Origin of the sequence: Luteolibacter pohnpeiensis, from assembly GCF_016595435.1 — a bacterium.
Taxonomy (GTDB): Bacteria; Verrucomicrobiota; Verrucomicrobiia; order Verrucomicrobiales; family Akkermansiaceae; genus Luteolibacter; species Luteolibacter pohnpeiensis.
On sequence record NZ_JAENIJ010000006.1, the window covers coordinates 22,620 to 49,377 of the forward strand.

Here is a 26,758-nt window from a genome sequence, read left to right on the forward strand (position 1 = left end):
TTCGAAAATGTCTACGATCGTAACCACCGACACCCCGTCGCCGAATCCGGCAAAAATCCGTGGCGGGACTCATACGCTTTCCATCCTGGTCAACAACGCTCCTGGAGTTCTGATGCGCATTTGCCAGGTCTTCTCCCGGCGTGCCTTCAACATTGATTCCCTCGTTGTCTCCCAAGGTCGAAATGGCCACTTTTCACGGATGACCATTGGGATTTCCGGAGATCCGAACGGGCTGCATCAGATCATCATGCAGGTCTCCAAATTGGTCGATGTGATCCATTGCTCCGAGCACAATCTGGATGCGGCGGTCACCAAGGAAATGATGTTGATCAAGCTCAAGTGCTCGCCTGCGGAGCGTTCGCAAGCGCTGCAGATCACCGAGCACTTCGGCGGAAAAACCGTGGATCTGACACCGGTTTCAATGATTGTGATGATCAACGGTGACAGTCCGAAATTGGATGCTGCCGTGGCGATGTTTTCCCAATTCGACATCATCGAGACGGTGCGCACCGGCAAGGTCGTGATGGCCCGCGGCGAGATGCCGACCTGATCCAGGTCGGGCATTTGTCAATTTTGTAACTACAGCTGGATTGCTCGAGGGGGCACCAATGAGGAACCATCGTGTTTAAGTGTGGCACGATGTGTGCTCATTGGTGCTCTTCGGCTTTTTCGAAGAGTCAATTAAAAATCGAATCCAGCTCCTATGAAATTGAAACTCGCTCTATTTTCTGCGGTCGCATTGGCTGCTGCTCAGTCCTCTAAAGGTGCCTTGATCATCAGCCAGTACTACGAAGGCTCCTCCCTTAATAAGTACATCGAAATTACGAATACTTCTTCCACCAGTATTGATCTGGGAGCTGAGAGTTATTACTTGGCACTCTTTTCGAATGGAAACCGTGAAATTTGGAAAACTGATGGCACACCAACCGCCACAATCGCATTAACAGGAACGATCGTTGCGGGTGAAACCTTGGTGTTTATGAACGCCGGTGCAGTTGATCCCAGCTACGCGTCTACAACTGCTACTACGATTTCTTCAGTTAACTTCAATGGAGATGACTCTGTTGTGATTTATACTGGCTCTTCGTTCACAACCGCATCAATTGTTGATGTGTTTGGAGCAACCGCGAGTTTATATGCAGATACTAGTTATGTCCGCAATGCTGACGTGCTAACTGGAACGACCACTGATTTTGATTCTGCTCAATGGACCCAGTATAGCCTCGCGGATGTTGCGAACGCAGATCCATCCTCCACAGAATACTTGGGAACCCACGTTGTCATCCCGGAACCCGCCAGCGCACTTCTCGGTGCCTTAGGCTTGGTCGGTTTGCTTCGCCGCCGCCGCTAAGCCGTTTTCTCGGTTCATGGTTTATAAAACCCCGGTGGCTGATTTAGCTACCGGGCTTTTTTGTGCTCCAGCATCACATCGATTTCACATGCAGCGTCAGGTGCTGCTGGCTACCGTCGCGCGGATCGGTTGCGGTAAGGATATGATCTCCGGGAACGAGATGAATCATCGGTTCTGGCGATCCTTGTTCGATTTTCAAGGTTGCCGAACTCCATTGCGCCACGCCGGGGAGATTGGTGATGGGGCGCAGTTGATCGGAGCCAGAGGGGATTTCCGGATCAATGAGAAAGGTCGCACCATCACGTGGCGAAATGATTTTGAGTGAAGCGAGCGAGACCGCTTTCGCATTCATCGCCAATTCTCCCCTGCGTTGATTGTAGCTGCTGTTGAACCAGCTGGAGTAGATTGGATCGAGGAGCGCCTTTTGGCCGTCCACGTTGTAGTCGGATGCTGACGCAAGCATCGGAATTCTGTCCGTTGGCACGAGGTCGCTCACCGCTTGTGGAGCTTGGTTGGCGGTATTGCCTGTCAGTAATTTTCCGTTGCGGCGATCAATGGTGATTTTGCTCAAACCCTCGGGCATGGCGAACCAGTGAGGCGAGGTTCCTTGATAAAGTTCCAGCATGGTTCGATGAAAAATGGGTCCGGCGCCATCGATCCCGGATAAGCCTTTCATCGGTTGCTGCTCGAAGTTTCCAGCCCACACGCCGACCGTGAAATCCGGGGTGAAACCGACACACCAGTTGTCGTGGAAGTCGGACGAGGTTCCGGTTTTTACGGCGCATCGAAAAGGTAGATCCAGGGGGCCGCCAGGGGTGAAGGCCGGGGCACGGGCCGTGGAGTCCGAAAGGATATCGGCCATCAGGTAGGCAGAAATGGCATCGAACCATCGCTTTTTCTCCGTGATCTCAGCTGGAAGAAAAATGGTGGGAGGAAAGGAAATTCCGCCCCGGGCGATCGCCGCGTAGGCATTTGTTAGGTCGAGCAAACGCACCGGGGCGTTTCCAAGTGTGAGGCCAAGCCCGTAAAATTCAGGTTTTTGCTCGAAGGTATCGATGCCCAATTTTTGTAACAAATGATACAGCGGGGTAGGGCCGCCAAGTTCATTCAGTTCGCGCAATGCTGGCACATTCAGTGAGCAGGCCAAGGCGGTCCTCAGTGTCACGGGGCCGCGGTAGCACCGGTCGTAATTTTCCGGCAGGTCGAGACCTTGTGGCGTGCGGAACGGGCTGGGGATATCCGCTAAAATGGAGGCGGGGGTGAGCTTCTCTTGTTGGAATGCCAATAAATAGGTGAATGGTTTAAGGGTGGAGCCGGGAGATCGAGGAATCAGCGCGCCATTGAGCTGGCCGCCACGTGGATCGTCCCAAGAGGCGGATGAGACCAAAGCAAGGACTTCCCCGGTGGGATTGTCGATCACCACCACCGCGGCATGCCGAAGGTTGGAGTCTCTCAATTTCGCGGTTTCTTCCCGCACGATCCGTTCCACGGCTTTCTGCAGCGGTAGATCCAGAGAAGTTCGATGTTTGGTAGAACCTGTGGAAAAATCCGGTAGCCACGGAGCTGCCCTGGCCTGGCGCAGCGGCCTTAGTTCGAGCGGCTCATGCATCGCCGTTGAAATCCGCGTCGCCGAATATGCCGGGTTATCAGCGAGCCGTTCCAAGACCATGTTCCGACGTTTTACCGCCCGTTGCGGATGGCGTAATGGATTGAGCCGCGATGGCGCTTGCGGCAGCCCCGCCAAAAGGGCGGATTCTGCAAGTGAAAGGTCGGCCAGCGGTTTCTGAAAATAAAACCGGGCTGCTTCGGCCGATCCGATCCGGAGGTTCCCGTAATCCAGCCGGTTGAGATAAGCAGTTAGAATCTGATCCTTGGACCAGATCATTTCCAAATGTCTGGCTGTGAATGCTTCCCGCAGCTTGGTCCCAAGGTTTCGCTTACGTCTTGGCGACGAAATCTTGATCAGCTGCTGGGTGATGGTCGAGGCCCCGGAAGTCACACGCCGGTGCAGCACAAAATCCCGGGTTGCTCTGCTGATGGAGAGCAAATCCACTCCACCATGCTCGAAGAACCGCTTATCTTCAGCAGCTAAGGTGCAGGCGAGCAAATCCGGTGGGATATCCTTGAATTCCAGGGGAATCATTCGGGTGGAATCGCCGAATGTCAGGTGATGTAGCGGCAAGCCATGCCGGTCGGTCAAAATCGGTGAACCCGCCGGGTTTTTGAGTAAACGCGGAGGGATGGGAAACGCGAATGGCACTGCGAACCAAATCAGCATGGCCAAGCCCACAACCGCGGCGGTTAAGGTGAGGAGGAGTCGTGGTTTCGGAAAACGAATCTTCAACAGGCTTCTCATAAGCGCGATATGCCGATTCTGAAAGAAAGGAAATCCATCCAGAGAACCAGCGAGTGCAACATTTGCCGGTAAATCTAGGGGTTTCGAGGCATTTTGAATTGGAAAGATGCTTGGGTGTGGCGTAATGACCAGCGTATGCAATACCGGACAATTCTAATGGGATGTGTGGCCGCAGTCATGTGCGCACCAATGGTTTCCAAAGCTGAAGAGAAAAAAGAAACCCCGCTGGGTAAAGAAATGCACGCGATGAACGATGCCTACAAGGCGATGCGTCGCGAGAAAGACCCGGTCAAGGGGGCTGAGGAAGCACGTGAAGCTCAGGCTGCTGTGCTGAAGTGCCTTCAGGAACTGCCTTCCACGGTGAGTGAAATCGCTGATCCTGACGCCAAGGCGAAAGCTTCGGTGAAATACCGCACGATGATCGCCAAGCTTTACATCAGCTTCTGCGAAATCGAAGACGCATATATGGCAAAGGATCTCGCCAAAGCGGAGCAACTCATTGGTTCTCTGCGTGAGGCTAAGAAAGAAGGCCACGATGCCTTCATGGAAGATGAGTGATCGGCCTGCCGATTGATCGACCGATTTTCTGGATCACCTCCGCTGTGGCGGAGGTGATTTTTTTGTGGTTACTGAACTCGGACTGATGTGCCGACTTTAACCTTGGAATAAACAATCGGCATGGTCCCTTTTGGTCCCCGCACGCATGCGTGGGAAGCCGGGTAGCGCCGCACCGGGCCAACGTGGTGACCCACACCGTCCCAAGTCAGGCGCATCCAGTAAGCCATCGGAGCACCGATAAATTTTCCGCCTTCAGGGATCGGATCCTTGTTCACATCGGCATTGGAGTTCACCACTTCCCCTTCAGCATCAACGATTTTCCCATAGGTATTTGAGTGCTTGTCGACGATTTTCTCCAGGATTTTGTAATCTCCGGGAGGTGTCGGGCGTTCTTCGGTTCCCGAACAAATCGGGTAGTCCATGGCGACTTTATCGCCGTTCATCAACTGAGCTCGTTGATTGGAGAGATTGATGACGATGCTGGAGTTGCTTTCGTCGGTTTTCGTAAGCAGCTCTTCGTTTTTGTAAACGTCGTAGGTCTTGCGATAATTGGGTTCAGCCCGGAAGTGATCGTAGGTTCCTTCGGGATAAGGATTTACCGGTTTACCATTTGCATCCGTGACAGGCTTGCCATCTGGAGGCAACGAAGGTGAGCAGTTCACCAGCAACAAAGCAGTTGCAGCGGCTAGCGAGAGAGAAAGCAGGCGTTTGGTGGCGATCATCGGTAAATATGGAGCAGGGGGGTAAGATTCCCCTTAAGGCACAATGCCGCGCAATGCAATACCGTTATCATGAACTGCTGAAAACAGCGAATTATAAAACACGCGTGCAGTCAGCTGGTTTCCGATGGAGGTCGGGTGGCTGCCATCCTCGATAAATAATTGGTTTCCATGACCTGTCGCGATTTCTTTGGCCCAGGCGTCGCCAGCTGGGATCACGACCAATCCACCAGCAGCTTTGGACGCGACGCGATACCCTTCCGCGAGCCTCGCGCTCATGGCGGCGGATGTGTCTCCTGGGACGTTTTGCTGGTCTCCATGAAGGCGGCCCCAGGTTTGGTAAAGCACAGGTACGGCACCTGCGGCGCGTGCCTCAGCCGCGAGTTTTTTGACAGCGGGGAGCATGCGGTGATTTCTGCGGAAGCCCTTGAACGATGGAATTTGGCTTTGCTCCTGAAGCACGACCACGTCCCACTTGCCCTCGCGGATTTTCTTCAGGGTTGATTCGTTTTTAACGTGTTGAGCCAGCGACCAGCCGCTGAAGGTCGAGTGGCCGATCCGGATCGGCTGATCATGCTTCGCGCATTCTGCGGCCAAGGCTTTGGGCATGCCGAAGCTGTAGCTATTTCCAACGAATAGGACGGCTGGCTTCGATTTCGAAGCGACCCGGTCATGCAATTCGCGCTGGGCGTCCGCCACGGAGCGAGCCGGTTTTTTATCACGTCCCAAATACAAGGGTGCACACGCAGCAGTGGCCAGAATGCAGAAAATGAGGACGTATTTCACAAAAGAGTAGGTGAGAAAGGGGGATGGGTCATGCCCGTGGATGTGCCGAATCGTAGGCCTGCTTCAGACGTTCTCTGGTGACGTGGGTGTAAATCTGTGTGGTGGAAAGTGAGGCGTGTCCGAGCAGCGCCTGAACACTGCGCAAATCCGCCCCGGCGTCCAGCAAATGGGTAGCAAAACTATGGCGTAATTTGTGGGGGCTGATCTTGAAGGGGATACCACTCAGCCGCAGATATTTTTTCAGCAGCTGGTCGATCGCTTGCTGGGTGATCCGCGTTTTTCGGGTGCTGAGAAAAAGCGGGCCGCGCGTGATGGCTAGGGTTTGCCGGTAGCGTTGGATCGCGGCAAGGGCTGGGCTGCCGATGGGGACGATGCGCTCCTTGGCTCCTTTGCCCATGACGCGCACGGTTTCGCCGACAAAATCGAGATCTTCGACGTTGAGCGAAAGCAATTCGGAAATCCGCAAGCCACTGGAATAAAATAACTCCAGAATGGCTGCATCCCGTTGCGGTATCCAGAAATGGGCTTCTTTCGCAGGTGGATGGCGCAGTGGAACCGAGAGTAAATCATCGATCTGGGCGACGCTCAAAACCACGGGGAGATTGCGTTCCGGCTTGGGCAATTGGACCTCCGCCACCGGGCTGTGGCCAAGCCCCTGACGCAGAACCAGATACTTGTAAAAGGAACGCAGCGCGGAAAATCGCAGTCTTATCGTCGCCCGCTTGAGCCCCTTTTTCATCAGGTCGAACAGGTAGTCGCGGAAGTCATCGGCCTGCTCCTTTTTCCAGCCGGCGAAGCGTTCTCCACGCCACTCCCGATAGGCGGCCAGCGCGTCACGATAATTCACCAAGGTCCGTGGCGATGCAGCTTTCTCCGTTTCCTGGAATGACAGAAATGAATCTTCCTCAACCTCGGACATCCGATTCAGGATAGCTTGGATTCCCTAATTACCAAGTGTTTTGAAGTGATCCCAGCCGCCACTTAATTCGCCACCTTCGCCTGCTGAGGTCATGGTGCCGATCTGGGTGAGTCCCAATTCCGGGAAATGCCGAGCCCAGGACTCCATCAGCTCTGCCAGCGATTCCGGGCGAGTCGTGATCAGCAATTCAAAGTCTTCTCCGTCACCCAGTGCCTGCTGGAGCGAGCAGCCGGGAGTGATCGGAATGGCAGATTTTTCCAGCATGAAACCCAGCCCGGACGCCTTTGCCAGCCGTGGCAGATCTTTGGCCAAGCCATCCGATAGGTCCATCATGGCGGTTGGCTTGAAATGTTTCACTAACCACTGAGCCTGCTCCGCGCGTGGGGTGAAATCGAGATGTTTCCCGGCGAGGGAGCCACCCAGTTTTCCGGTCACAAGTATTGCATCGCCAGCACGCGCTGTGGATCGCAGCACCCATTCATCCCGCTCTACTTTACCAGTGGCCGCGATCGAGATCACCGCAGCAGATCCGATTGGGACCGATGATGTTTCGCCACCGGCCAGGTAGCCACCAAACTTCCTCAGGCAAGTGCCGATGCCGCGATAAAATTCTTCCACCCAAGCCACTGGTAAAGTGGGCGGAAGCGCCAGGGTGATCAGGAAATGCTCGGGCTTGCCGCCCATGGCTGCGAAATCGGAAATCACCCGTGCCACCGCTTTCCAGCCGACCCGGTGAGGCTCGGCATCGGGGGTGAAATGCACGTTTTCGACCAATGCATCAGTTTTGAGCAAGCGGAGCGCACCGTGGCCATCATCGATCACCGCGCAATCATCACCCGGTCCGGCCCACGGCGAAGGGTCGTGGGGAACCAATGCCACCAGCCGTTCGATCAACGCGTCCTCGCCGATGTCACGCAGCTGCATCACTTTGGAAGATCGATGTGGAAATAGCGGAGCGCGATTTGAGCGATGACCGTGAGTGCGTTGAAGCACATGTGCGTGGCCATCGGGGCCCAGATGGAACCGGTGGTTTCGTAAACGACCACCAACGCAACGCCGACCAAGAACAACGGTGCCAAGGCGGCCAAGCTGCCGTGGGCTGCAGCGAAGACAAGGGCGACGCAAAATCCGGCGACCCATCGACCGGCAAAGCGCTTGGCGGCGGGGTAAAGGTAGCCACGAAATACCAGTTCTTCGCAAACCGGTGCGACGAATACGGCGGTAAGCGCCATCAGGGCCAAGGCGACCGTATCATCGGAATTCTGCAGCATCTTCACCGTTTCCTGCGTCTGCTGGACGTGAAGTTGCTCCATCCACTGTTGATAACCTGCAACTTGGAGGATGTAAGTGAGGACCAGCAGCACGCCGACGGTAAATGGGGCGATCAGGAACACCATCGGCCAGTGTGCCCAGCGCAGGCCCAGCCAGCGAGTTGGCCGCATGCGCGGAAACACCATGAAAGTGGTGACCGTTGCCAGGAACAGTTGGAACCCGCAGGAGATCAAAATCGTAGGAATGTCGATCTTGGCGCCGTGGGAATTGCCGGTCGCGCGTGCGGTGGAGACGCTCAGGAGGCAGAAAATACAGAAAATGAAGCCCATCCACAGGAAATCGAGCGGTCGATAGAAATGACTGGGAACCTTCTCCGCAGGTTCTGGGCTATCCTCTTTAAGCGGAGAAATATAGGGATCTTCAATCAACTCCTCGGTGGCAGGTAGCGCCAACGAGATATCCGCTTCCTGCTCTGAAACCGTGGTGCTGCCAGCGAGATCGGCGTTCTGTCCACGCTTGGTCAGGTAGCGCGCGTATGAGGTGACGGCAAATAGACCGAGGGCAAACAGGAAACTAAGCCACAAGGTAAGTTCGGTCGGATCAGACATGGGTGATTGGTTCGGCGGGAATCTGAGGCCAGGGCATGGATTCCGCCAGTGGTAATAATTTGCCGGTGCTTGCTAAAAGCACACGCTCCAGCTCAAGTTGGATGCATCAAACGTGATAAATCCGCCAGAGTCCAACCCAAGAATCCATACCGCAGGATTCTCAGCCGGGATTATCCGGAACCTCTGATCGCGCTTCTGGCGTTCCTGTTCGGAATTTGGCTCTGGGATCATTACTTTGGAGAAACCCTGGGCTATCCTCCGGGAACCACTGAGGTGGCGATGGTGAAAATCGACCGGGACCTGCGCTTGGCAGATGCGATGGAGCTCGATCCCGCATGGCTGCGTTGGCTGGCCGGTGTGGATACTCCAGCTGAAGTGCGAAAGGATGCACTCACGATTTTTCGCAAGCTGGGGGCAGGCAAATCTTTCGGCCAGCCGGTGTTCGAAGCCTATTCCGTCGTATCAGCCATCGATCAGCATCAATCCATCCTGCAATCGATGGGGAATCAGCTCGGGCCGGATCAGGTCCCGCAATTTGCGCTCATTGCCGATGATCTGGCTGCCTTTCGCGGTAGTTGGTGGGAGGCAAAGTTGATGGAAGAGGCGCCGGTTTCGTTTGCGGAACCCTTGTGGAAGCGACGCTACGAGGAAGGCCTGGCCCGGTTGCGCACCCGGGCGATCATCACCCGGTCGGTGGTCTGGCTGTTGGGCCTGGCTGGCTTGGCATTTTTACCGCAAACCCTGCGCTGCTTATCCAAATCGACCCGGAATCGGGTGCAGGGTTATGCCGCTGCTTGGCGACCAACTCTCGGCCTCACGGTGTTTCTGGTCGCCGCCTTGGCATGGGTGGGATTCACAACGGTGCTGAATTTCGGGATCGTGGCGGTGCATGGTTTGCCACCGCTGGCGGCCACGGCGATTGATGCCGCAGCGCGTTTGCTTCCCGCGATGATTGCGCTCGCGCTGCTTTTCAAGCGGCCTTCGCATGCGGCGCGGGTTTTAGGCGCGGAAAAGCCGGTATTGCCGGCGATCGTGCTCGGTTTGTTTGCCCTGCTGCTGCTGGCTGACCAATTGCTGATGAGATGGTTGGGGAATGCCAGCACGGTCAGTCCCGGCGGCGGGCTCAACCTCTCGGAAGCAGGATTCAGCGGCTTGGTCTACGCGATCGTATCGGCGTGTCTCCTGGCACCTCTGACCGAAGAAATCCTATTCCGTGGGGTGCTGTTCCGCTCGCTGGCAAACCGGCTGCCGGTTCTGGTCGCTGCGATGATTTCCGCGACGGTTTTCGCGCTGATCCATTTTTACAACCCCTACGGCCTGATCAGCGTCGGGATTTTTGGATTTGCCTGCGCGCTGCTTTACTCCGCCACCGGATCGCTAACCTCGGTCATCACCCTGCATTTGCTCTACAATTCCGTCGTCAAAATCCCCCAGTGGATCGTTTATCACGCCCCGACTTCAGGATTTTTGGACCGCTGGCCGGGCTAGGAGCCAGCGGCGGGCTCTTCCTGATTGCGCATGAAATCAGCAGTGTGGGCGAAAAATCCTTCCAGAGCCTCGCGTTCTTTGCCGTGCAGGCCGATTTCGTCCATGGCGTTGGTCATGAGTAAAATCCACCGATCCCGTTCCGCGATGCCGATTTTGAAAGGAAAATGCCGCATGCGTAGCCGTGGGTGACCGCGCGTTTCCAGATACGTGGGGTCTCCGGCGAGGCGGAAGCAAAGGAAGTCCGCCAACCGTGTTTCGGCTTGGCTCAGTTCCTCAGTGGGATACATCGGCCCCAGCAAATCATCTCCTGCCACCTGCCGATAAAATGCTGCTGCCAACTCGCGAATCCCATTTTTTCCCAATTTCGTCACGATTTCCTGCTCCCACGTCATGGACTTCTTTTGGCAAGACCCGCCGAATCTACAACCCCGGCGTGAAAAAACTTCTAAACTTTTTGGCGCTGGCGGGTTTTACACAGGAGAATTCCAATTATTTCGTCCATTCGTAATCGCTTCCTGACAATATCCCCGCCACGATCTGTCTCCCGATTGCTTTCCATCCTCTCATCATTTTTCTAAGCGCTTATGAGTTCCGAAGCTCCGTCGTTTGCGGCTCCTTCACCTGAGGAGTTGGCCGCTCTGTTTCCTGGTTATACCATCCATTCGCTGATCGCCTGCGGTGGTATGGGGGCGGTTTATTTTGCCACGCAAAATGCCTTGGACCGCCAGGTCGCCATCAAGATCCTCCCACGGGAATTCAGTTCGGATGAGAATTTCCGTGAAGGATTTGCTGCCGAGGCAAAGGCGATGGCCAAATTGAACCATCCGAACCTCATCGGTGTGTATGATTTCGGCGAGGTCGACGGCATGCTCTACATCATCATGGAGTATGTTTCCGGCCAATCGCTCTACCATGCCGCCTATAAAAAAGCGATCGATGGACGTGAGGCAGCGCGCATTATGGCGGAAGTTTCGTCCGGCATCGCCCACGCCCACGAGCACCGGATTTTGCACCGCGATATCAAGCCGGCGAACATCTTGCTGGACGGTCACAATCGGCCAAAAATCGGTGACTTTGGCCTGGCGCGGCCGGTTGGCCTGATTTCCAAAGAGGGTGAAGAAATTTACGGGACGCCCCATTACACCGCTCCGGAAGTGGTGAATGCCCCGTCGCGTGTGGATACCCGTGCGGATGTGTTTTCTCTGGGTGTGGTCTTGCATGAACTGCTTACGGGCAAGCTTCCTGCCGAGGATCCTCGTCTGCCGTCTGCCATTTCCGGCTCCAGTCCGAAACTGGATGCGATCGTCAAGAAATGCACCCAGCCCGATCCGGTCCTGCGCTACACCAGTGCCGCTGAGATTGCGGCGGATCTGACGAAGTTTCTCAATAACTCGGCGACGCCGGGGCCAGCAGGCATGGTTCGCCCAGGCCGCGGAGCTCCACCGGCGCCGAAACGCCGTGCCCCATCCAGCGTTGTTCGTCCGGTTGCCAAGCAATCCAGCGGTGCAGGCGGAATCATCGCGTTTCTGCTGCTCATCGGGATTGCAGCAGGCGCTTACTTTTTCCTGAAAGATCAAAAACCTAAGCCGCTGAGTGATCAGGATGAACAATCGGCCACTCATGCTGAGAAGACTGCGAATCCCGCGGCAAACTCCACCTCCGCCACCAAAACCGAGCAGAAGCCGCAGACCGCTACCCCGAAAAATAATCGGGGATCATCTCCTTTCGGAAGCACTTCATACTCACAAGGCACCAGTTCGCCATTCGGCAGCACGGCACCACCGGTGAGCCGCCCTGCAGGCCCGGCTCCGATTTTTGATGTGGACAGCTTTTTGGATCGCGCACGCGGCATCATGCGTGACAAGGCGTCATCCGAACTGGCCTCCTACAAAAAAGCCACCGAAGACATTGCCGATAAGTTGGATAAGGCGCTGAGCCGTGAGGTTCGATCGGTTGATCGCGGACAGCGTGACGATGCCAAAAATGATCTCAAGCGGGTGATGGCCGAGATTCGGAATTCCGGAAATTACATCCCCATGAGCGTGAGCATCCGTGGTGCTGACGATGGCGACATCCGGAAGGCCTTGCAGGATGCCCGTGAAGCTCAGTCGAAGAATGAGGGCCGCCTCATCAGCTCACTGAAACCTCATGCAGCGACTTATATTCATGGCATTGAGCTGCAAATCGAGCGACTTCCCGAAAACGACATCGGCGCACTCCGCATGCTGAACGATGAAATTGCCGATACGAAACAGAATGAAGGCCACTTTGCTTCCATTCTCAGCCGTTGATCGGTGAAAATTGCGCTCTTCTGAACAATAGTTCCGCTGGCAGGTTGGAGAATTCCGCCTAAGCTGCGGCTGTGCCCGCGAAGAAGAAATCCACCTCTCATTCCTCTGACTCAAAAGCGACCGCCCACGAGGTGATCCGCATTCGCGGAGCGCGCCAGCACAATCTCCGGTCGCTCGATCTCGACATCCCGCTCGGTCAACTGACCGTGGTTACCGGGCCGTCCGGATCAGGCAAATCCTCATTGGCCTTCCACACGCTCTATGCGGAAGGTCAACGTCGCTACGTCGAAACGTTTTCTCCTTACGTCCGGCAGTTTTTCGACCGGATGGATAAACCGGAAGTGGATCAGATCGAGGGCATCCCTCCGGCGATCGCGATTGAACAAAAAAACAACGTTCGCACCACCCGGTCGACGGTCGGCACCCTTACCGAAATCAATGACTACCTGAAGTTGCTGTTTCCGCGTCTTGCCACGGGACATGACCCGGAAACTGGCGAGACCATCCAGCCGGATTCGCCGGATTCCGCTGCCGCCTGGGCTCAGGAAAACCTCGCAGGCCAGGCCCTGCTGGTGGTTTTTCCGCTATCCATTCCGCCTGATACTGCTGCTACGGATCTGTTTCCATTCCTCAGCCAACAAGGCTATCTGCGCATTCTCCATCGTGGGGAAACCTTGCGGACGGACGAACCGGCACCGCCTGATTTCAAATTGGCAACGGGTTCGGTTTTGGTGGTGCAGGATCGGTTGAAGTTGAGCGCAAGTTCAACCACCCGGTTGCTGGAAGCGCTTGAGGCAGCATTCGTGCTTGGAAAAGGCAATGCGGGCATCGCTTACGCCGCGGGATCTGGTTCGTCGACCGATCAACTGCGATCTTTCACCACGGGCTGGACCAACCCAAATACGGGCTTCACCCTCCGTCCTCCCACCGCCTCACTGTTTTCGTTCAACAATCCACTGGGTGCCTGCCCGAAATGCCGGGGCTTTGGCCGCGTGATCGGCATCGATTTGGAAAAAGCCGTTCCCGATGGCTCGCTTAGCATTGCGGAAGGCGCGATCAAACCGTTCCAAGGCGAGCGGGGCGATGAGTGCCAGCGCGACCTGATTCGCTGCTGCAAAGAACGTGGCATTGAAATCAAAACACCGTGGGAGGACCTTGAACCCAAGGAACGCGAGTGGATCTACTATGGGGATCGTAAGTTGAAGGAGATCACTCCGGAAGCACTTGAAGAGCTCTGGCAGTCCGGTGATTGGTACGGGGTGAAGGGGTTCTTCGATTGGCTGGAAACGAAGTCCTATAAGATGCACGTCCGGGTATTCCTATCCCGGTATCGTTCCTACACCACGTGCTCGGAATGCCGTGGCAAGCGGCTCCAACCCGAAGCACTGTGTTTCAAGATTGATGGAATGACATTGCCCGAGCTATGGCAGCTACCCATCGATGAACTCTTGCCATGGATTTCACGGCTAGTTGAGGGGCATTCATCATCCAATGCACCATCAGATCCGACATTGGATCTTGTTCTAACCGAAATTAAGTCACGCCTGACCTATCTGGAACAAGTCGGCCTTGGATACCTGACCCTGGACCGGCCAACCCGCACGCTTTCCGGGGGAGAGATTGAACGGGTCAACCTGACAACCTGTCTTGGTGCGTCTCTAACAGGGACTTTGTTTGTGTTGGATGAACCAACAGTGGGACTGCACGCCAGAGATATTCACCGATTGGTTGGGGTGATGCACGGGCTGCGCGACAAAGGGAATACCCTGGTCGTGGTGGAGCATGAGCAAGCGGTGATGCAGGCGGCGGATAACCTGATCGATATCGGACCAGGGGCGGGTCAGTTTGGTGGGCAGTTGGTCTATCACGGACCACTTACACCGTCGGTTCAGTTCAAAAAAGGAACCCTGCCATGGCTCCGTGGGGACCGGGCGATTGCCATTCCGAAAAGCCGAAGGCAGCCCGGAAAGAAAATGCTCAAAGTTCGCGGCGCGACCCGGCATAACCTGCGCAAACTGGATGTCGATTTACCACTGGGCCTTTTCCTGTGTCTCACAGGAGTTTCGGGTTCCGGCAAATCAACGTTCGCCCATGATGTGCTTTATGCCAATCTTGCGAACAAGTTCCGCAAAGAGGGGAATGACCTTGAGGCCGCGCCCATCAAAGATCTACTGGGTTCACAGTATTTGGATGATGTTCAACTGGTGGACCAATCACCGATCGCCCGCACTCCGCGATCGACGCCGGCGGTGTTTCTCGGCGCCTTCAATCAGATCCGGCAACTTTTCGCTCTAACCGATGAGGCGAAATCACGTGATCTAACGACGGGCTTTTTCTCCTTCAATTCCGGAGCGGGTAGATGCGATCGCTGCTCTGGCAATGGATTCGAGAAGGTTGAGATGCAATTTCTATCCGATCTCTACGTGACATGCCCGGATTGTGGCGGGCGTCGTTACAAGTCCTCCACGCTGGACATTCATTATTTTGGCAAATCCATCGCCGATGTTCTGGATTTCACGGTTGATGAAGCGATGGAGTTCTTTGCGGATACCTCAGGTCTTAGCTCGCCGGTCGCCAAGCGCCACGGTCAGATCCGCTCCCAGTTGCAGCCTCTGGTCGAGGTGGGGCTTGGGTATTTGAGGTTGGGCCAGCCTCTGAACACGCTCTCCGGCGGTGAGTCGCAACGGCTGAAACTTTGCCAGCTATTGGCTTCAAATCTGGAGGGAGCACAAGGGGCGAACAAGCTGCTGATTCTTGATGAACCGACGACCGGACTCCATTTCTCCGATATTGAGAATCTGTTAGGCGTGTTCCAAAAGCTGGTTGATGCTGGTCACACCTTGTTGGTGATTGAGCACAATATGGATGTGATCAAGTCCGCTGACTGGATCATCGATCTCGGCCCTGAAGCCGGGAAAAATGGCGGCAAGCTGGTCGCGGAAGGGCCACCTGAGAAGATCGCCTCACTCGATACGGAGACGGCTCGGTTTTTGAAGCCTGCGCTTGCCGGGAAAGAGGAACTGGAACGAGCGATTCCCAAGCCATACATTCCAAGCTCGCACTCGATCAGTCTGCGCGGCGCACGCCATCACAATCTGAAAAACATTTCGGTGGATCTGCCGCGCGATCAATTCGTGGTGATATCCGGCCTGTCTGGCTCAGGGAAATCGACGCTCGCATTTGACATCCTATTCGCAGAGGGGCAGCGCCGGTTCCTTGATTCGATGTCAGCCTATGCGCGACAGTTTGCAGAGCAGTTAGAGAAGCCCGAGATTGATCAACTGCAAGGTTTGCCGCCGACAGTGGCGATCGAGCAGCGGGTATCCCAAGGCGGGGGGAAATCCACGGTTGCCACCGTAACCGAGCTCTGGAATTTCATCCGGTTGCTCTATTCGAAACTCGGAACTCTCTACTGCCCGGATTGTAAAATTCCGGTGGAGAAGCAATCGTTGTCCGCGATCGAGAATGCGATCCGGGTACATCTGAAAAAGGGAACGGTTCGTATCCTGGCGCCGTTGATCCGGGCGAAAAAAGGTTATCACACCGATGTCGCCGAATGGGCGTTGAAGCATGATTTCACCCGCTTGCTGGTGGATGGTGAATTCCGTGACTCGGAGAACTTCGAGCGGCTTGAGCGATTCAAAGAGCACGACATCGATGCGGTGGTTGCGGAAATTTCAAAGAATGGCGTGAAGGAACTCCCCGCTGCCATCGAAACTGCACTCACCCATGGCAAGGGCATTTTAAAACTCCACACCGCACGTGGTGAATTGATTTTGCTTTCCACCCACGCAAGCTGTCCGTCCTGCAATCGCTCGTTCGAAGAATTGGACCCCCGGCTGTTTTCGTTCAACTCGCCCCACGGTTGGTGTTCGGAATGTCGCGGTCATGGCCGGGTGCCCAAACGTCGTCGCCAGCGGTTGGATACCGCACGCTTTGATTCTGTCCTCGAAGCCGAAATGGATGCGGATCGGGCAATCGAACGAATGGATGATGATGAGCTGGTCGAATGCTCGGGATGTCATGGAACGCGTCTGAATCCTACGGCATCCATCGTACATTTGAAGGATACGCCGGTGTCGGCGCTGGCTAGGCTTTCGATTGATCATGCTGCAACCCATTTCAAATCGATCAAATTTGGCGATGCCCGTGACTCCTTGATTGCCCGCGATATTCTTCCTGAGATTCGCCAGCGATTGTCGTTCCTGCAGGAAGTCGGCCTGGGTTACCTCCAATTGGATCGATCAGGAAACACTTTGTCGGGTGGCGAGTCCCAGCGGATCAGGTTGGCGGCTCAATTAGGCTCTAACTTGCGGGGTGTGCTTTATGTGCTGGATGAACCAACCATCGGTTTGCATCCGCGCGACAATGCCGCACTGCTCACGACCTTGGTTTCTCTCAAAGATCAGGGGAATTCTCTCATCGTGGTGGAGCACGATGAAGACACGATTGCAGCTGCAGATCATTTGGTGGATCTGGGGCCGGCCGCCGGGAGACTTGGCGGGGAAGTGGTCTATCAGGGAAAGCCTCCTCAGATTTCTGTAAAATCAGGAAAGCCATCCACACGCAAGGAACTCGCAAACTCACCAACCTATCGGGCGCTGACTCATCCGATTGTGCATCCAAGCCGAGGGGAGCGCCGCCCGGTTGATAAGGCTCATCCCTTCTTAACTGTTAGTGGTTGTACGGCGAACAATCTGAAGGATATTGATGTGTCCATCCCGCTTGCGAGGTTGACGGTTTTGACCGGCATTTCGGGATCAGGGAAATCGACGCTGATGCATCAATGCATCGCTGTTGCCGCTGCGGCGGATGCCGGTCGCAAACGGAAATCCGCGAATTGGAAATTCAAAAAGTTCAGCAACTTCTCAAATATCAAGTCCACCTACGAAGTAGATCAGTCTCCGATTGGCAAGACGTCGAGGTCGTGTCCCGCGACTTATGTGAAAGTGTTCGACCACATTCGCGCGCTCTACGCGCAGCTGCCCGATGCACGGATTCGTGGATTCGATGCATCCCGGTTTTCATTCAATACCGAAGGTGGTCGCTGTCCTGAATGCAAAGGCAACGGGCGGATTAAATTGGAAATGGATTTCCTGCCGCCAACGTGGGTGCACTGCGAAGCGTGCAATGGACAGCGTTATAATCCGGCGACTTTGGAGGTAACTTTCCGTGACAAAAATATCGGAGAGGTGCTCGCCATGACGATCGATGACGCAGCTGAATTCTTCGAAAGCCAGCCGCGCATTTCCGCGCCGCTGCAACTCCTCGCCGATACCGGCCTTGGTTATTTGCAGCTCGGCCAGGCATCCCCAACCTTATCCGGTGGAGAAGCCCAGCGCATCAAACTGGTTTCGGAACTGATTCGAGGCCGCGGCACCAAGGCGACCCTCAACAACGCGGCGATAGCTGCGAGAAACCTCTATTTGATCGAAGAGCCAACGGTTGGATTGCACCTTGAAGACATCAAACGGTTAATCGATGTGCTCCATCGCCTTGCGGATGAAGGGCATACCGTAGTCGTAATCGAACATCACATGGCAGTGGCCGCAGAGGCCGACTGGATATTGGATATCGGCCCAGAAGCGGGCGAGAATGGCGGCGCCATCGTTGCTGAAGGACCGCCGGAACAGATCGTAAAATCGAAGAAATCCCGTACTGCACCATTTTTGAAAACGGCTCTCGGAATATAATGCAGCGCGGAATGGTGTGGGATGGTGAACTTTGAAGCGGCTGGATTTCAGCGTCGACGCCGCCATGCGAATCCCAATCCCACTGCAAGGAGCATGGCTGATGCTGGCTCCGGAATGACGCCAGTGACATCACTCCAGGTCTGGCCGATGCGGATGGCATCCAATTCACCGGCGTCGGAGCCACTGTTGCCGTTCATCCAAATTACCAAATGATCTGCGACCATGGAGGAGTCCAAACTATCACTGGCGGACCAGGAAACGAGTGACGGATCAGCCTCAATCGTGTCGCCCACACCGTAGCGTTTGATGTCGATCAAATCGGCGCCCGTCGAGCTGATGATGATGCGGCCAACAATCAGTGCATCACCATTGACGCTGTTTTGAATTTCATGATCTCGGTGTCCATAGACTCCTTCATTGCTGCCAAGCTGACCATAGCTGATGTAGGCGGCATTACCGGCATCGAGATCACCTGTCGCTAGAGTGCGGGCATTGTTCCAACTTAATCCGGCACCCACGAATTCTGCCGCGTCACCCGTACCCGATGAGAGGCCGATGCCCATGGAGGTATCTCCGCTATTATTGGCGAGATAGCTGAAGTAGATGGTTTGATCGATGCTGAAGTCGATGGTGCTGGTGAGTGGGCGGGTTGCGTAAATTCCGGTGCTGTAATTGCCGCCGGTGAAATTGTAGATTCCTCCTGAAGTGCCAGCATTTGAAGGTAGCCCGGGTAGTCCATCCCCGGCGTTGAAGTTGCTGGCGGTGTAAATACCTGTGTTTTCGTGGGTGCTCCAGGTTCCTGTTAGACCGACGGTAGTGGAGGTGTCGCCTTTGCCGTTCAGGCTTGCATCGCTACCGGGTGGAGGGCCGGCGATGGCATCGAACAATTCCTGAACGATGATCGCTCCTTGGCTCGTGCTGCTGCAGGTGAACAGGATGGCGAGGCTGGCCGCCATGAGGCGAAATGGGTTTGTTAGACAGATTTTCATGTAGGTTTTAATTTTGATATTTTGGTTCGTTGAGATGCCGGGTGTCAGCGGTTCGAGTTCAGGCGCGTGAACAACTTTTCGTTCTGGGTGATGGTGCGGGGAATTTTGACAAGTACCCGATCGATCCCGGGTCCGTATTGATCCGCATCTTGTGTAATGAGCACTCCATTGACCCCAGCTTCAGCGGGTAGCCATGAAGTTAGATCCGTGCTATATTCCACAAATGGATAAGGCGGGATGTTCGCCCTCGCCATGCGGCGGTAAGAGAATTCGTAGAAATCTCCCTCTAACAAGGTGACTGGCATTTTGCTGAGATCGTTGGCAAGTAGAGGGTTGCCGCCAGTGATGAATTCGATCGCATTAGGAATTCCATCGTGATCAGGATCGGCGGCGGGTGCCACATCTGACCCTGTTAGAAAATATGGAGCTGAGCTGATCCAGGATTCGTAAGGGTCTATCGAGCCAGTGACTCCAGACCAGTTATTACTGAAACGGATCGCATCAAGTTCGCCTGTGGTGTTGGAACTGGAGCCATTCAGCCAGACGAGTAAATGGTCGGCGATCATCGAAGAATCGATACTATCACTTGCGGTCCATGTGATGGTAGAGGGATCACTTTCAATGACATCACCGGAGCTGTAGCGCTTGATGTCGATTTGATCTGGTTCAGTTGAATGAAGCGAGATCCTCCCGACTATCAACGCGCTGCCGTTGATGCTGCCCATGGGTTCGTGATTCCTGATGCCATACGGGCCGCTATCATTACTAAGAGTTCCGTAGCTAATGTAGGTGCTATTTCCGGCATCGATTTCACCAGTTGCCAGAGTTCGGGCATTATTCCAGGAAAGACCCGAACCGATGAATTCTGCACTGCCATCTGCCCCGGATGCCAACCCGATGCCCATGCAGCTGTCTCCGCTGTTGTCGGCTCGGAAACTGAAGTAGATCGTGCGTTCAGAAGAAAAATCGATGGAGTCAGTTAGTGGACGTGTTGCGTAAATGGTGGTTCCCCAGCTGTTTGTATTATTCCAGAGTCCACCGTCCAGTCCGTCACTTGGTGGCAAGCCCGGAAGGGAGGCTCCGGTGTTGAAATTGCTGGCAGTAAAGATTCCGTCGTTTCCGTTGGTCATCCATGCTCCAGTCAGTCCGATGGTGGTTGTTGTGTCACCCTTGCCATTCAGTGTGCTATTCGTTCCGGGTGGCGGGCCAGCGATTCCATCAAATAACTCACGAATCAATAGGCTGGTATCCTCGATCGGCTCGACCGCTGTGACAACCAGATCCACGGAGGAGGTCGCGCTGTTGTTCACCAAGGTGGCGGTAATACCTGGGGTAGGTGTGAGATTGAAAGCAGACATTCCATCGCCGCCGATACTGCCATTGTAGTAGATCAACGGGTAGGTGCCTGGAGTTGCACCGGTTGATGCTGAAATGTGGATATGGTGGGCGCCAGAAGTTACCAGGCCGTCGGGAGAAGTGACCGACAAGCTGTTTGCTGATCCGCCGATGCGGAATGTCGATGCTGATCCATCTGCCAGATCCAGTCTGCCTATGCTGCCGCTGCCTTGAGCGTAAAGATTGCCAGGAGCGATCACGGCGCCAGATGCTACATTCGCTGTTAATGACGAAGTTGTGCCGATCCGTAATGTGCCTTCCATCACATCAATGCTCCCCGAGTAGGGAGAAGGCCCGGTCAGGGCGAGAGCATTGGTGCCAGTTTTTGTTAGATTTCCCGTTCCAGATAATCCTGCTGCAAGAGAAATTTCGCCGCCTGAGGTGTCGATGGTCGCAGGAGCTGTGACATTTGGCTGAACAGCGGACGCCCAGTTGGCACTGGCTGCTAAGGTGCCACCGGCCATTTCGAAGTTTTTGTTGGATGTAGCTCCGTTCGAGATTCCAGCAGTGCCAATGGACAGGGTTCCTCCTGTCATTTTTACTGCGGCAAATTGACTCCGTCCGCCCCAACCAAACTCAATGCCTTTCAGGTGCACTTGCGCGGTGCCACTAATGTTCAGGGAGGCTTCACTATCCCATGAAAGGTATAACGGAGCGCCTGTTAGATCGAGCGTCCCTCCGCTGATGTTGTAGGTTACATTTGCTCCACCGCTCCATAGACCCCAGCGGTTCGATGCATTATCTCCTCCGGGGTTGTTCGTAGTCCCCGTGTTGCTAACAGTTCCTCCAGATTGATTGACCGTGAGAGCTGCCCCAGGATTCGCGCCAAGGACGAAGTCATCATGGATCAGTAGTTGCGATTGATCAGAAACTTCCAAGCTATGTGCAAGGTTACTGCCACGGTTTGTCCAACGATCCGTGGTTAGAATGGCTGACCCGCTCAGACGAACGGAACCGCCATCCATCTGAAAGGTGCTTTGGCCGGGAGAGGAAGTCGTTAAATGAACCGCCGCCATGCCATCCAGGTGAAGTGATGGAAGATTGCTGGTGGTGGTAAGTGTCAGGTTGCGTGCTGTAACGGAAGTCGTGCCTGAGCCGTAGAAATTCGCGCCGTCCAAACTCAGCGTATCCGTTAGGCCAAGCATGACATCCTCGGCAGTGAGGGAAGTCCCGCTTCCCATTGAGATGCTGGTCAGGGTGGGAAAACTGGTGCCATTTGCAAAGCTTAGTGAGGGAGCGGTGATGCCAAGAGGGCCTGCGATTGGGTGGGTTCCGGAAATTCGGATGTCGCCATCGCCTTCCAGGAGTAAACCACTACTGCCCGTTAGCTCGGATTCGATGTCCAGGCTGGCACTTTCCTCAGCACGTATGACAGCTGGCGTCATGAGCTGCAGAGATCCACCACTCAGGGTCACATCTCCTTCCTCAACCAATATTCCTTCTGCAGTTTGTTCTCCGGTAACACTGATGGTGCTGGCAGAGGTGGCATCGTTTCCGGCGGAAAAAACCGCGGAATGCCCGGATTCAGGCCAAGCTACGGTTTCCTCCGTACCATCTGCCGAATCAGTCCAGTTTGGATTCGTTTGATTCCAGACCCCACTTGTCGACGAGCCCGCTCCAAATTCCGAACCATTGGTGTCCCAATAAGCGTTCGCATTGTCAGGATTGAAATCGAAAGTCACCGTCGAGTTATCAGGGCGGATCAACAGACTGGATGAATCCATCCCGTTGGAAACTTTGGCGTCTGTTGTGCGCAGGGCATACCCAAAACGATTGTGTTGGTAGCCGATGCTGCGCTCGGTGGACGTCACGATCGAGGTGGTTTGCTGAGCACTCCAGCCGAGTTCCATTCCCCAATCGGATGGTGCATTTTCACCCGTGACTTCCAGGATGAGTTGATCGGGGCTGCAATGGATTTTCAGTTCACCGCCACTGTTGATTGGCATGCGAATCAACAGTCCATCAGTTCCCACTTCGCTTACGGTAGGTTCACCATTTTGTAGCAACTGCCGGGTAGCTTCCAGAGTGTTGACCAGAGGTCGGATGCCCGCAAGGTCACTTGCAGTGCTCCAATGGAAACCATCCATCACAGGGAGTGTGTCGTAGGTTGCCGTGGAGCCGGTGACTCGATCCTTCAAATACCTTTCCGGATATTTTTCATTGAAAATGTGAAGGTCGCGGATCCGCCAGCTACTGCCTTCCCAGTAGAAGTTGATCCGATAAAACCGGCTTTCATACCAAATGCTGCGGTGGCCCTGGTCATCGAAATCATCCATTGCTACCACCGCGGTCGCCGGAGTGGTTTCGAAATGGTCGCGGTACCAGCTTCCGGATTGTTCGAGAGTTTCAACCCGGATTTTGCCTTCCGCTACTTGCTCTTCCATCAATTGATATTGATCCTTCAAACCGGCTTCCATCGCAGGCCAACCGAATGAATTTTCCTGTCCGGCTTGGGTGTAAGCAAAAGCAAGATTCGGCGCGTTGAAGTTGGCATCAAAAAACCAGCGCACCCAGTCCGGCGATCCGCCACCGGGTCGATAGACTGGCTCAAGCGAGATCACTCCCTGAATTCCATTTCCAAGGTTGTGATCATATTGATAAACCGGATCACTTCCAAGCATTCGGAAGATCGGCACGTTTAACTGCTTGTCGGTTGTCTGAGCAGGCATGAACGCATTGATACGGCTCGGGTAGTAGGCCTGATTCCAGTATCCACCCCAAAGAGTGTAGCCATCCGTGCCGCTCTGGTCTTTGCAGTTGCAGGCAGCCACAATGTGATACTTATCCGACAGATAGTTCAAGGTGGGTGCGTCTAACACCCAGCAGCCCACCGAGCGCGGGTATTCGCCAAACTCGGTTTTGAATCGTTCCATCAGGACATCCATGAGCTTTTGTCGGTCTTCAGGGGTGTAGGCTTCGGTAAGTCCGACTGCGGCGTTGTAATCCCATGGCCAGCGACCTTTCCATTCCAAACCAGCGGCCTCGACCTGTGGTTGCACGACCTCCAACCAGACGCCAATTTCGTCATTCGGTCCCAATTCGTTTTTCAGAAGATTGACAAAATCGGGGTTTACCAAGGCATCGTATTGAATGAGGAAAGTCGTCGGCAGCCCATGTTGCATCGCAAGTTGGATTTGCTGGATCACCGGTTCTAACAAATCGACATTCGCCCTTGGTTCGGTGCCGCGGATGAAGTTGATAATGTTGACTACCTTGGGGCCTTCAGCGAAACCGCTTTGCATGGTGAGCAAGGCAGCGATTCCCAGAGCCGACAGTTTTCTGAGTCGATTGTGTTTTCGTGTCATTAATCCAGTTTCGGCATTTTGTTCCAGATGCCGATGAAACGAGAATAAATGACGCACCCAAAACCCGACTACCCCCCCAAGTGGGCTGGATTTCCTGAAAGGCTGTTGAAGCCTCCGGTTACTGCGGGCCGCGAAACTTCAAGGCCGCTTCGGTCCGCGAATGCACGTGGAGCTTGGCGTAAATGTTTTTCAGGTGCCAGCGCACCGAATCCACCGAGAGATGCAACCGACCGGCCAGTTCTTTGTTGGTGAATCCATTCGCAACCAGTTCAAGGATTTCCCTCTCTCGGGGCGTCAACTTATCTACCATCTCCATCGTAGATGATTGATCGCGGAAATATTGGATGACCTTACGCGCGATGCCGCCGCTCATGGGGACTCCGCCTTGCTGCACATCACGGATTGCCTGAACAACTTCCTCTGGCGCGGATCGTTTGAGTAAATAGCCGGATGCTCCAGCTCTCAAGGCGCTGAAAACCCTGTCCGAATCCTCATACACCGTGACCATGATCACCAAGACATCCGGCAGCAGTGCTTTGAGCTTTTGCACGCATTCCACACCGGTCATTGCTGGTAGCTGGATGTCCATCAAAACAACTTCCGGGGATTTCTTCGGCAACAATCGAAGTGCCTCCTCCGCGGTTTCATAGGCACCGACGCACTGATAATCCGGAGAAAGATCGACAATGGTCCGCAGCCCTTCACGGGTGGTTCTGCTGTCTTCGACGATGCCGATCTTGATCATTCGATGCCTTTCAATGGGATGATGAAGTGAACCGTAGACCCGATCCCGGGTGTGGATTCAATGCTGAAATTTCCGCCAATTTGCTCAAGCCGATCCTTCATGCCACGCAGTCCGTTGCGGTTGCCTTGTTCATCGACCGGAGTAAATCCGCTTCCATCGTCGGTAATGCGAATCAGTAGTTCTGTCGATTTTACACTTATTGCAAGTATGACTTCATTCGCGTTCGAATGGCGCACGACATTGGTTAGTGCTTCTTTTGTAGCCAGAAAAATCGCATGGCGCTGGTGGGGGCTGAGTGGGATTTTTGGAATCTGATCGTCGATCTGCAAGCGGCAACGGATTCCTGCAAGATTGAGAAATCGAGGTGCGAATAAGGAAAAGTAGTCAGCGAGATCTTCCGCTGAATCATAGCGTGGGTTGACCGCCCATACGATCTCATCGAGGCCAGAGACAAGCGAGTGGCAGACTTGTCGGAGCTGGTCCAAATAGCCATCTTTGTCCTTGATGGAAATCTCCGGGTTTTTCATCAGCGCGGTTAGAAACCCGGCCTCTGTTAGGCCGGACCCAAGTTCATCATGAAGGTCCTGCGCAACCCGGCTGCGCTCCTGTTCCAGAATACGGTGTCTTTCGAGTGACTCACGCTCCTCGATTTCCCTGGCAAGTTCCTTTGAACGCCGGGCCACGGTCCGATGCAGTGAAGCAACCCAGGCGACCGCTAGCAGGAGTGCGCCGCACAGAATGGTGATCAGGATAACCGTATGTTGGAAAGTCCACCATGGGCCGCGTTGCAGAACCTCGATGTCATTTTTATTCTGAAGCCTGAGTTCGAACAAATTCGAGCTGGTGGATATCTTGTTAGAAGCATTGCTAAGATAGGTGCCCGTCAGTCTGATAATGCTATTTTTTTCCAGCGGAACCAATGAGTCGGATATGCTAGGAACGTAGGCAAAGAAGTGATGGTTGCCTGAATTGCATTCGAGGATCCGCTCGTTCTGACGGACTGAATCGCTCAACACGGTGGCTTCCAGCCGAACGCGTGTGGAATCGAACCTTGAATCCAGAATTTCGTCTGCGTGGAGCGCTATGGGAGCAGGCATTTTGGTTCTACCAATTTTACGAATGGCTGCTTCCTGTAGGATTGGTGATGGTCCGCCCGGTTGGGAATAGCCGACGACTTCCACTTGATCGCCGGGGACGACATCGCAATTTTTCCGGCATATGGCGCGGAAACCCTGCTCTGCGTCAGTCAGGAAAAAAAGCGGTGGCTTGGTATATAAAACGAGTCCGGTGACCTTGACTGGTTCAAGAGCATTGAGATGTGAGGCAAAGCCTAACAAATCTTTGGCGTGGGCAGCAGTTGCAGCAAATGGATTTTCCAGGGCTGGCTTCTCAAGCGTCATGACAGCATTCCCGAGATGGAACTCGGTGGGGTGGACACGCCCAATGCTGATGTCCCAACTGGAGGCGTAGACTCCTCGAAATCGGACCAGACAACCGATCAGTGAGGTGACTTCTTCATCCGTCATTGCTTCGAATGGCAACGGGTAAAACGAATCTGATAGAATGGTTGTCGCGCCACCTTGGGTGAGAAGTTTTACCCGCGATTTGGATGCTTCGATGACCACTCCGCGGATTTCTATTTGTTCGGCATCAAGGCTGCCGCCAAGAAGCTGATCCCATGTCGGAATGATGGGCTCGGGGAGAGTCCCATGTCTAACAAAGCGCGCATCGGTGGCGTAGATGACAGGCGAGAAATCTCCTGCGCCAGTGATGCCATTGATACGCCAAATCTCGCCGGGATGGGGTTGAGGTTGCCCAGGCGGAGTTCGAAAGTGAATGTAGACACCTCCGCTGGCATCTTGGAGCACGAGTGATCGTGAATTCGACATCGTCACCACCCCTTCGAGTTCGACGTGATAGGGTCGATCCGCCTGCTCCGGTTTCAGATGGCGGACCTCGATGGCATTGGTTAGAACATTCTGTTGTTCGACTTCCTCTGTCGGAATGGTTTCTTCCCGTGAGGTCGGTGTTTCTTTGGCGTAAGAACGAAATGAGGCAGCCAAAGCCAGTGCCGCGAACAAACAAATTTTTCCAAGGCAAAATCTCATCGAGTTCCGTATCCAAGTGATTGCGTGGCAATGCCAAAAGCCATCCTAGAACGCCCGTCAAGCTGAGCCCTGCGCTGGCAGAAACGTGTGGGTTTCGTGTTTTTTGTTAGATGACATGCCGAGTTTTAGTGGGCAGTGTATAATTTTTAGATTTGATCTTGCGATCGAACAGAAA

At 54.5% G+C, this 26,758-nt stretch carries 17 protein-coding genes; 6 read left to right on the forward strand and 11 right to left on the reverse strand.

Features of this window, described 5'->3' with window-relative positions; translation table 11 throughout:
- Window positions 1-7 precede the first annotated feature (7 nt).
- Together ilvN and JIN85_RS05230 are read left to right on the forward strand one after the other, a co-directional pair.
- Window positions 8-550 (forward strand): acetolactate synthase small subunit, encoded by a 543-nt coding sequence (gene ilvN, locus JIN85_RS05225; RefSeq protein WP_200268333.1) that lies wholly within the window; start codon window positions 8-10, stop codon window positions 548-550.
- 153 nt (window positions 551-703) lie between these two features.
- A complete protein-coding gene (locus JIN85_RS05230) occupies window positions 704-1,351 on the forward strand; it encodes a lamin tail domain-containing protein (RefSeq protein WP_200268335.1) in 648 nt (215 codons plus the stop codon).
- A 73-nt stretch (window positions 1,352-1,424) separates the two neighbouring features.
- Here JIN85_RS05230 and pbpC read toward each other — a convergent pair whose 3' ends face one another.
- Window positions 1,425-3,707, reverse strand: a complete 2,283-nt coding sequence (gene pbpC, locus JIN85_RS05235; RefSeq protein ID WP_200268337.1) for a penicillin-binding protein 1C — start codon at window positions 3,705-3,707, stop codon at window positions 1,425-1,427.
- Between the two features lie 93 nt (window positions 3,708-3,800).
- On the opposite strand from pbpC, the gene JIN85_RS05240 reads away from it, so the two are divergent.
- Window positions 3,801-4,265, forward strand: a complete 465-nt coding sequence (locus JIN85_RS05240) for a cytochrome b562 (RefSeq protein ID WP_200268339.1) — start codon at window positions 3,801-3,803, stop codon at window positions 4,263-4,265.
- Between the two features lie 68 nt (window positions 4,266-4,333).
- Here the strand turns inward: JIN85_RS05240 and JIN85_RS05245 are convergent, their stop codons facing one another.
- Genes JIN85_RS05245 through JIN85_RS05265 form a run of 5 tightly spaced genes read right to left on the reverse strand, consistent with a single transcriptional unit; the run spans window position 4,334 to window position 8,569 of the window.
- On the reverse strand, window positions 4,334-4,987 hold the full coding sequence (locus JIN85_RS05245) for a L,D-transpeptidase (protein ID WP_200268341.1): 654 nt from the start codon (window positions 4,985-4,987) through the stop codon (window positions 4,334-4,336).
- 33 nt (window positions 4,988-5,020) lie between these two features.
- Window positions 5,021-5,770, reverse strand: a complete 750-nt coding sequence (locus tag JIN85_RS05250) for an SGNH/GDSL hydrolase family protein (RefSeq protein WP_200268343.1) — start codon at window positions 5,768-5,770, stop codon at window positions 5,021-5,023.
- 28 nt (window positions 5,771-5,798) lie between these two features.
- Entirely contained in the window at window positions 5,799-6,689 is an 891-nt protein-coding gene (gene xerA, locus JIN85_RS05255) for a site-specific tyrosine recombinase/integron integrase (protein ID WP_200268345.1), read from the reverse strand.
- 24 nt (window positions 6,690-6,713) lie between these two features.
- Window positions 6,714-7,613, reverse strand: coding sequence for a thiamine-phosphate kinase (locus JIN85_RS05260; RefSeq protein WP_234047261.1), 900 nt, complete (start codon window positions 7,611-7,613; stop codon window positions 6,714-6,716).
- On the reverse strand, window positions 7,613-8,569 hold the full coding sequence (locus JIN85_RS05265; RefSeq protein ID WP_200268349.1) for a CPBP family intramembrane glutamic endopeptidase: 957 nt from the start codon (window positions 8,567-8,569) through the stop codon (window positions 7,613-7,615). The genes JIN85_RS05260 and JIN85_RS05265 overlap by 1 nt, the downstream gene beginning before the upstream one ends.
- Before the next feature lie 69 nt (window positions 8,570-8,638).
- On the opposite strand from JIN85_RS05265, the gene JIN85_RS05270 reads away from it, so the two are divergent.
- A complete protein-coding gene (locus JIN85_RS05270) occupies window positions 8,639-10,057 on the forward strand; it encodes a CPBP family intramembrane glutamic endopeptidase (protein ID WP_200268351.1) in 1,419 nt (472 codons plus the stop codon).
- On the opposite strand, the gene JIN85_RS05275 is transcribed toward JIN85_RS05270, so the two are convergent.
- Window positions 10,054-10,449 (reverse strand): globin domain-containing protein, encoded by a 396-nt coding sequence (locus tag JIN85_RS05275; RefSeq protein ID WP_200268353.1) that lies wholly within the window; start codon window positions 10,447-10,449, stop codon window positions 10,054-10,056. The genes JIN85_RS05270 and JIN85_RS05275 overlap by 4 nt on opposite strands.
- A 192-nt stretch (window positions 10,450-10,641) precedes the next feature.
- Between JIN85_RS05275 and JIN85_RS05280 the strand changes: the two genes are divergently transcribed.
- Complete coding sequence (locus tag JIN85_RS05280) at window positions 10,642-12,348, forward strand: serine/threonine-protein kinase (protein WP_200268355.1); 1,707 nt, start codon at window positions 10,642-10,644, stop codon at window positions 12,346-12,348.
- A 71-nt stretch (window positions 12,349-12,419) separates the two neighbouring features.
- Complete coding sequence (uvrA, locus tag JIN85_RS21890; protein ID WP_325108394.1) at window positions 12,420-18,041, forward strand: excinuclease ABC subunit UvrA; 5,622 nt, start codon at window positions 12,420-12,422, stop codon at window positions 18,039-18,041.
- A 47-nt stretch (window positions 18,042-18,088) separates the two neighbouring features.
- Here uvrA and JIN85_RS05290 read toward each other — a convergent pair whose 3' ends face one another.
- From JIN85_RS05290 to JIN85_RS05305, 4 genes are all read right to left on the reverse strand, one after another.
- Entirely contained in the window at window positions 18,089-18,997 is a 909-nt protein-coding gene (locus JIN85_RS05290) for a PEP-CTERM sorting domain-containing protein (RefSeq protein WP_200268357.1), read from the reverse strand.
- 77 nt (window positions 18,998-19,074) lie between these two features.
- On the reverse strand, window positions 19,075-23,730 hold the full coding sequence (locus tag JIN85_RS05295) for a beta strand repeat-containing protein (protein ID WP_200268359.1): 4,656 nt from the start codon (window positions 23,728-23,730) through the stop codon (window positions 19,075-19,077).
- 118 nt (window positions 23,731-23,848) lie between these two features.
- Window positions 23,849-24,475 (reverse strand): response regulator, encoded by a 627-nt coding sequence (locus tag JIN85_RS05300; protein ID WP_200268361.1) that lies wholly within the window; start codon window positions 24,473-24,475, stop codon window positions 23,849-23,851.
- A complete protein-coding gene (locus JIN85_RS05305; protein WP_200268363.1) occupies window positions 24,472-26,583 on the reverse strand; it encodes a sensor histidine kinase in 2,112 nt (703 codons plus the stop codon). Before JIN85_RS05305 ends, JIN85_RS05300 begins: the two co-directional genes overlap by 4 nt.
- Window positions 26,584-26,758: the final 175 nt, after the last annotated feature.

Excerpts from the sequence above, each read along its gene's own strand:
- ilvN (WP_200268333.1), top strand. The coding sequence starts at position 8 with ATGTCTACGATCGTAACCACCGACACCCCGTCGCCGAATCCGGCAAAA.
- JIN85_RS05230 (WP_200268335.1), top strand. The coding sequence starts at position 704 with ATGAAATTGAAACTCGCTCTATTTTCTGCGGTCGCATTGGCTGCTGCT.
- pbpC (WP_200268337.1), bottom strand. The coding sequence starts at position 3,707 with ATGAGAAGCCTGTTGAAGATTCGTTTTCCGAAACCACGACTCCTCCTC.
- JIN85_RS05245 (WP_200268341.1), bottom strand. The coding sequence starts at position 4,987 with ATGATCGCCACCAAACGCCTGCTTTCTCTCTCGCTAGCCGCTGCAACT.
- xerA (WP_200268345.1), bottom strand. The coding sequence starts at position 6,689 with ATGTCCGAGGTTGAGGAAGATTCATTTCTGTCATTCCAGGAAACGGAG.
- JIN85_RS05260 (WP_234047261.1), bottom strand. The coding sequence starts at position 7,613 with ATGCAGCTGCGTGACATCGGCGAGGACGCGTTGATCGAACGGCTGGTG.
- JIN85_RS05265 (WP_200268349.1), bottom strand. The coding sequence starts at position 8,569 with ATGTCTGATCCGACCGAACTTACCTTGTGGCTTAGTTTCCTGTTTGCC.
- JIN85_RS05275 (WP_200268353.1), bottom strand. The coding sequence starts at position 10,449 with ATGACGTGGGAGCAGGAAATCGTGACGAAATTGGGAAAAAATGGGATT.
- JIN85_RS05280 (WP_200268355.1), top strand. The coding sequence starts at position 10,642 with ATGAGTTCCGAAGCTCCGTCGTTTGCGGCTCCTTCACCTGAGGAGTTG.
- JIN85_RS05290 (WP_200268357.1), bottom strand. The coding sequence starts at position 18,997 with ATGGCGGCCAGCCTCGCCATCCTGTTCACCTGCAGCAGCACGAGCCAA.
- JIN85_RS05295 (WP_200268359.1), bottom strand. The coding sequence starts at position 23,730 with ATGACACGAAAACACAATCGACTCAGAAAACTGTCGGCTCTGGGAATC.
- JIN85_RS05300 (WP_200268361.1), bottom strand. The coding sequence starts at position 24,475 with ATGATCAAGATCGGCATCGTCGAAGACAGCAGAACCACCCGTGAAGGG.
- JIN85_RS05305 (WP_200268363.1), bottom strand. The coding sequence starts at position 26,583 with ATGAGATTTTGCCTTGGAAAAATTTGTTTGTTCGCGGCACTGGCTTTG.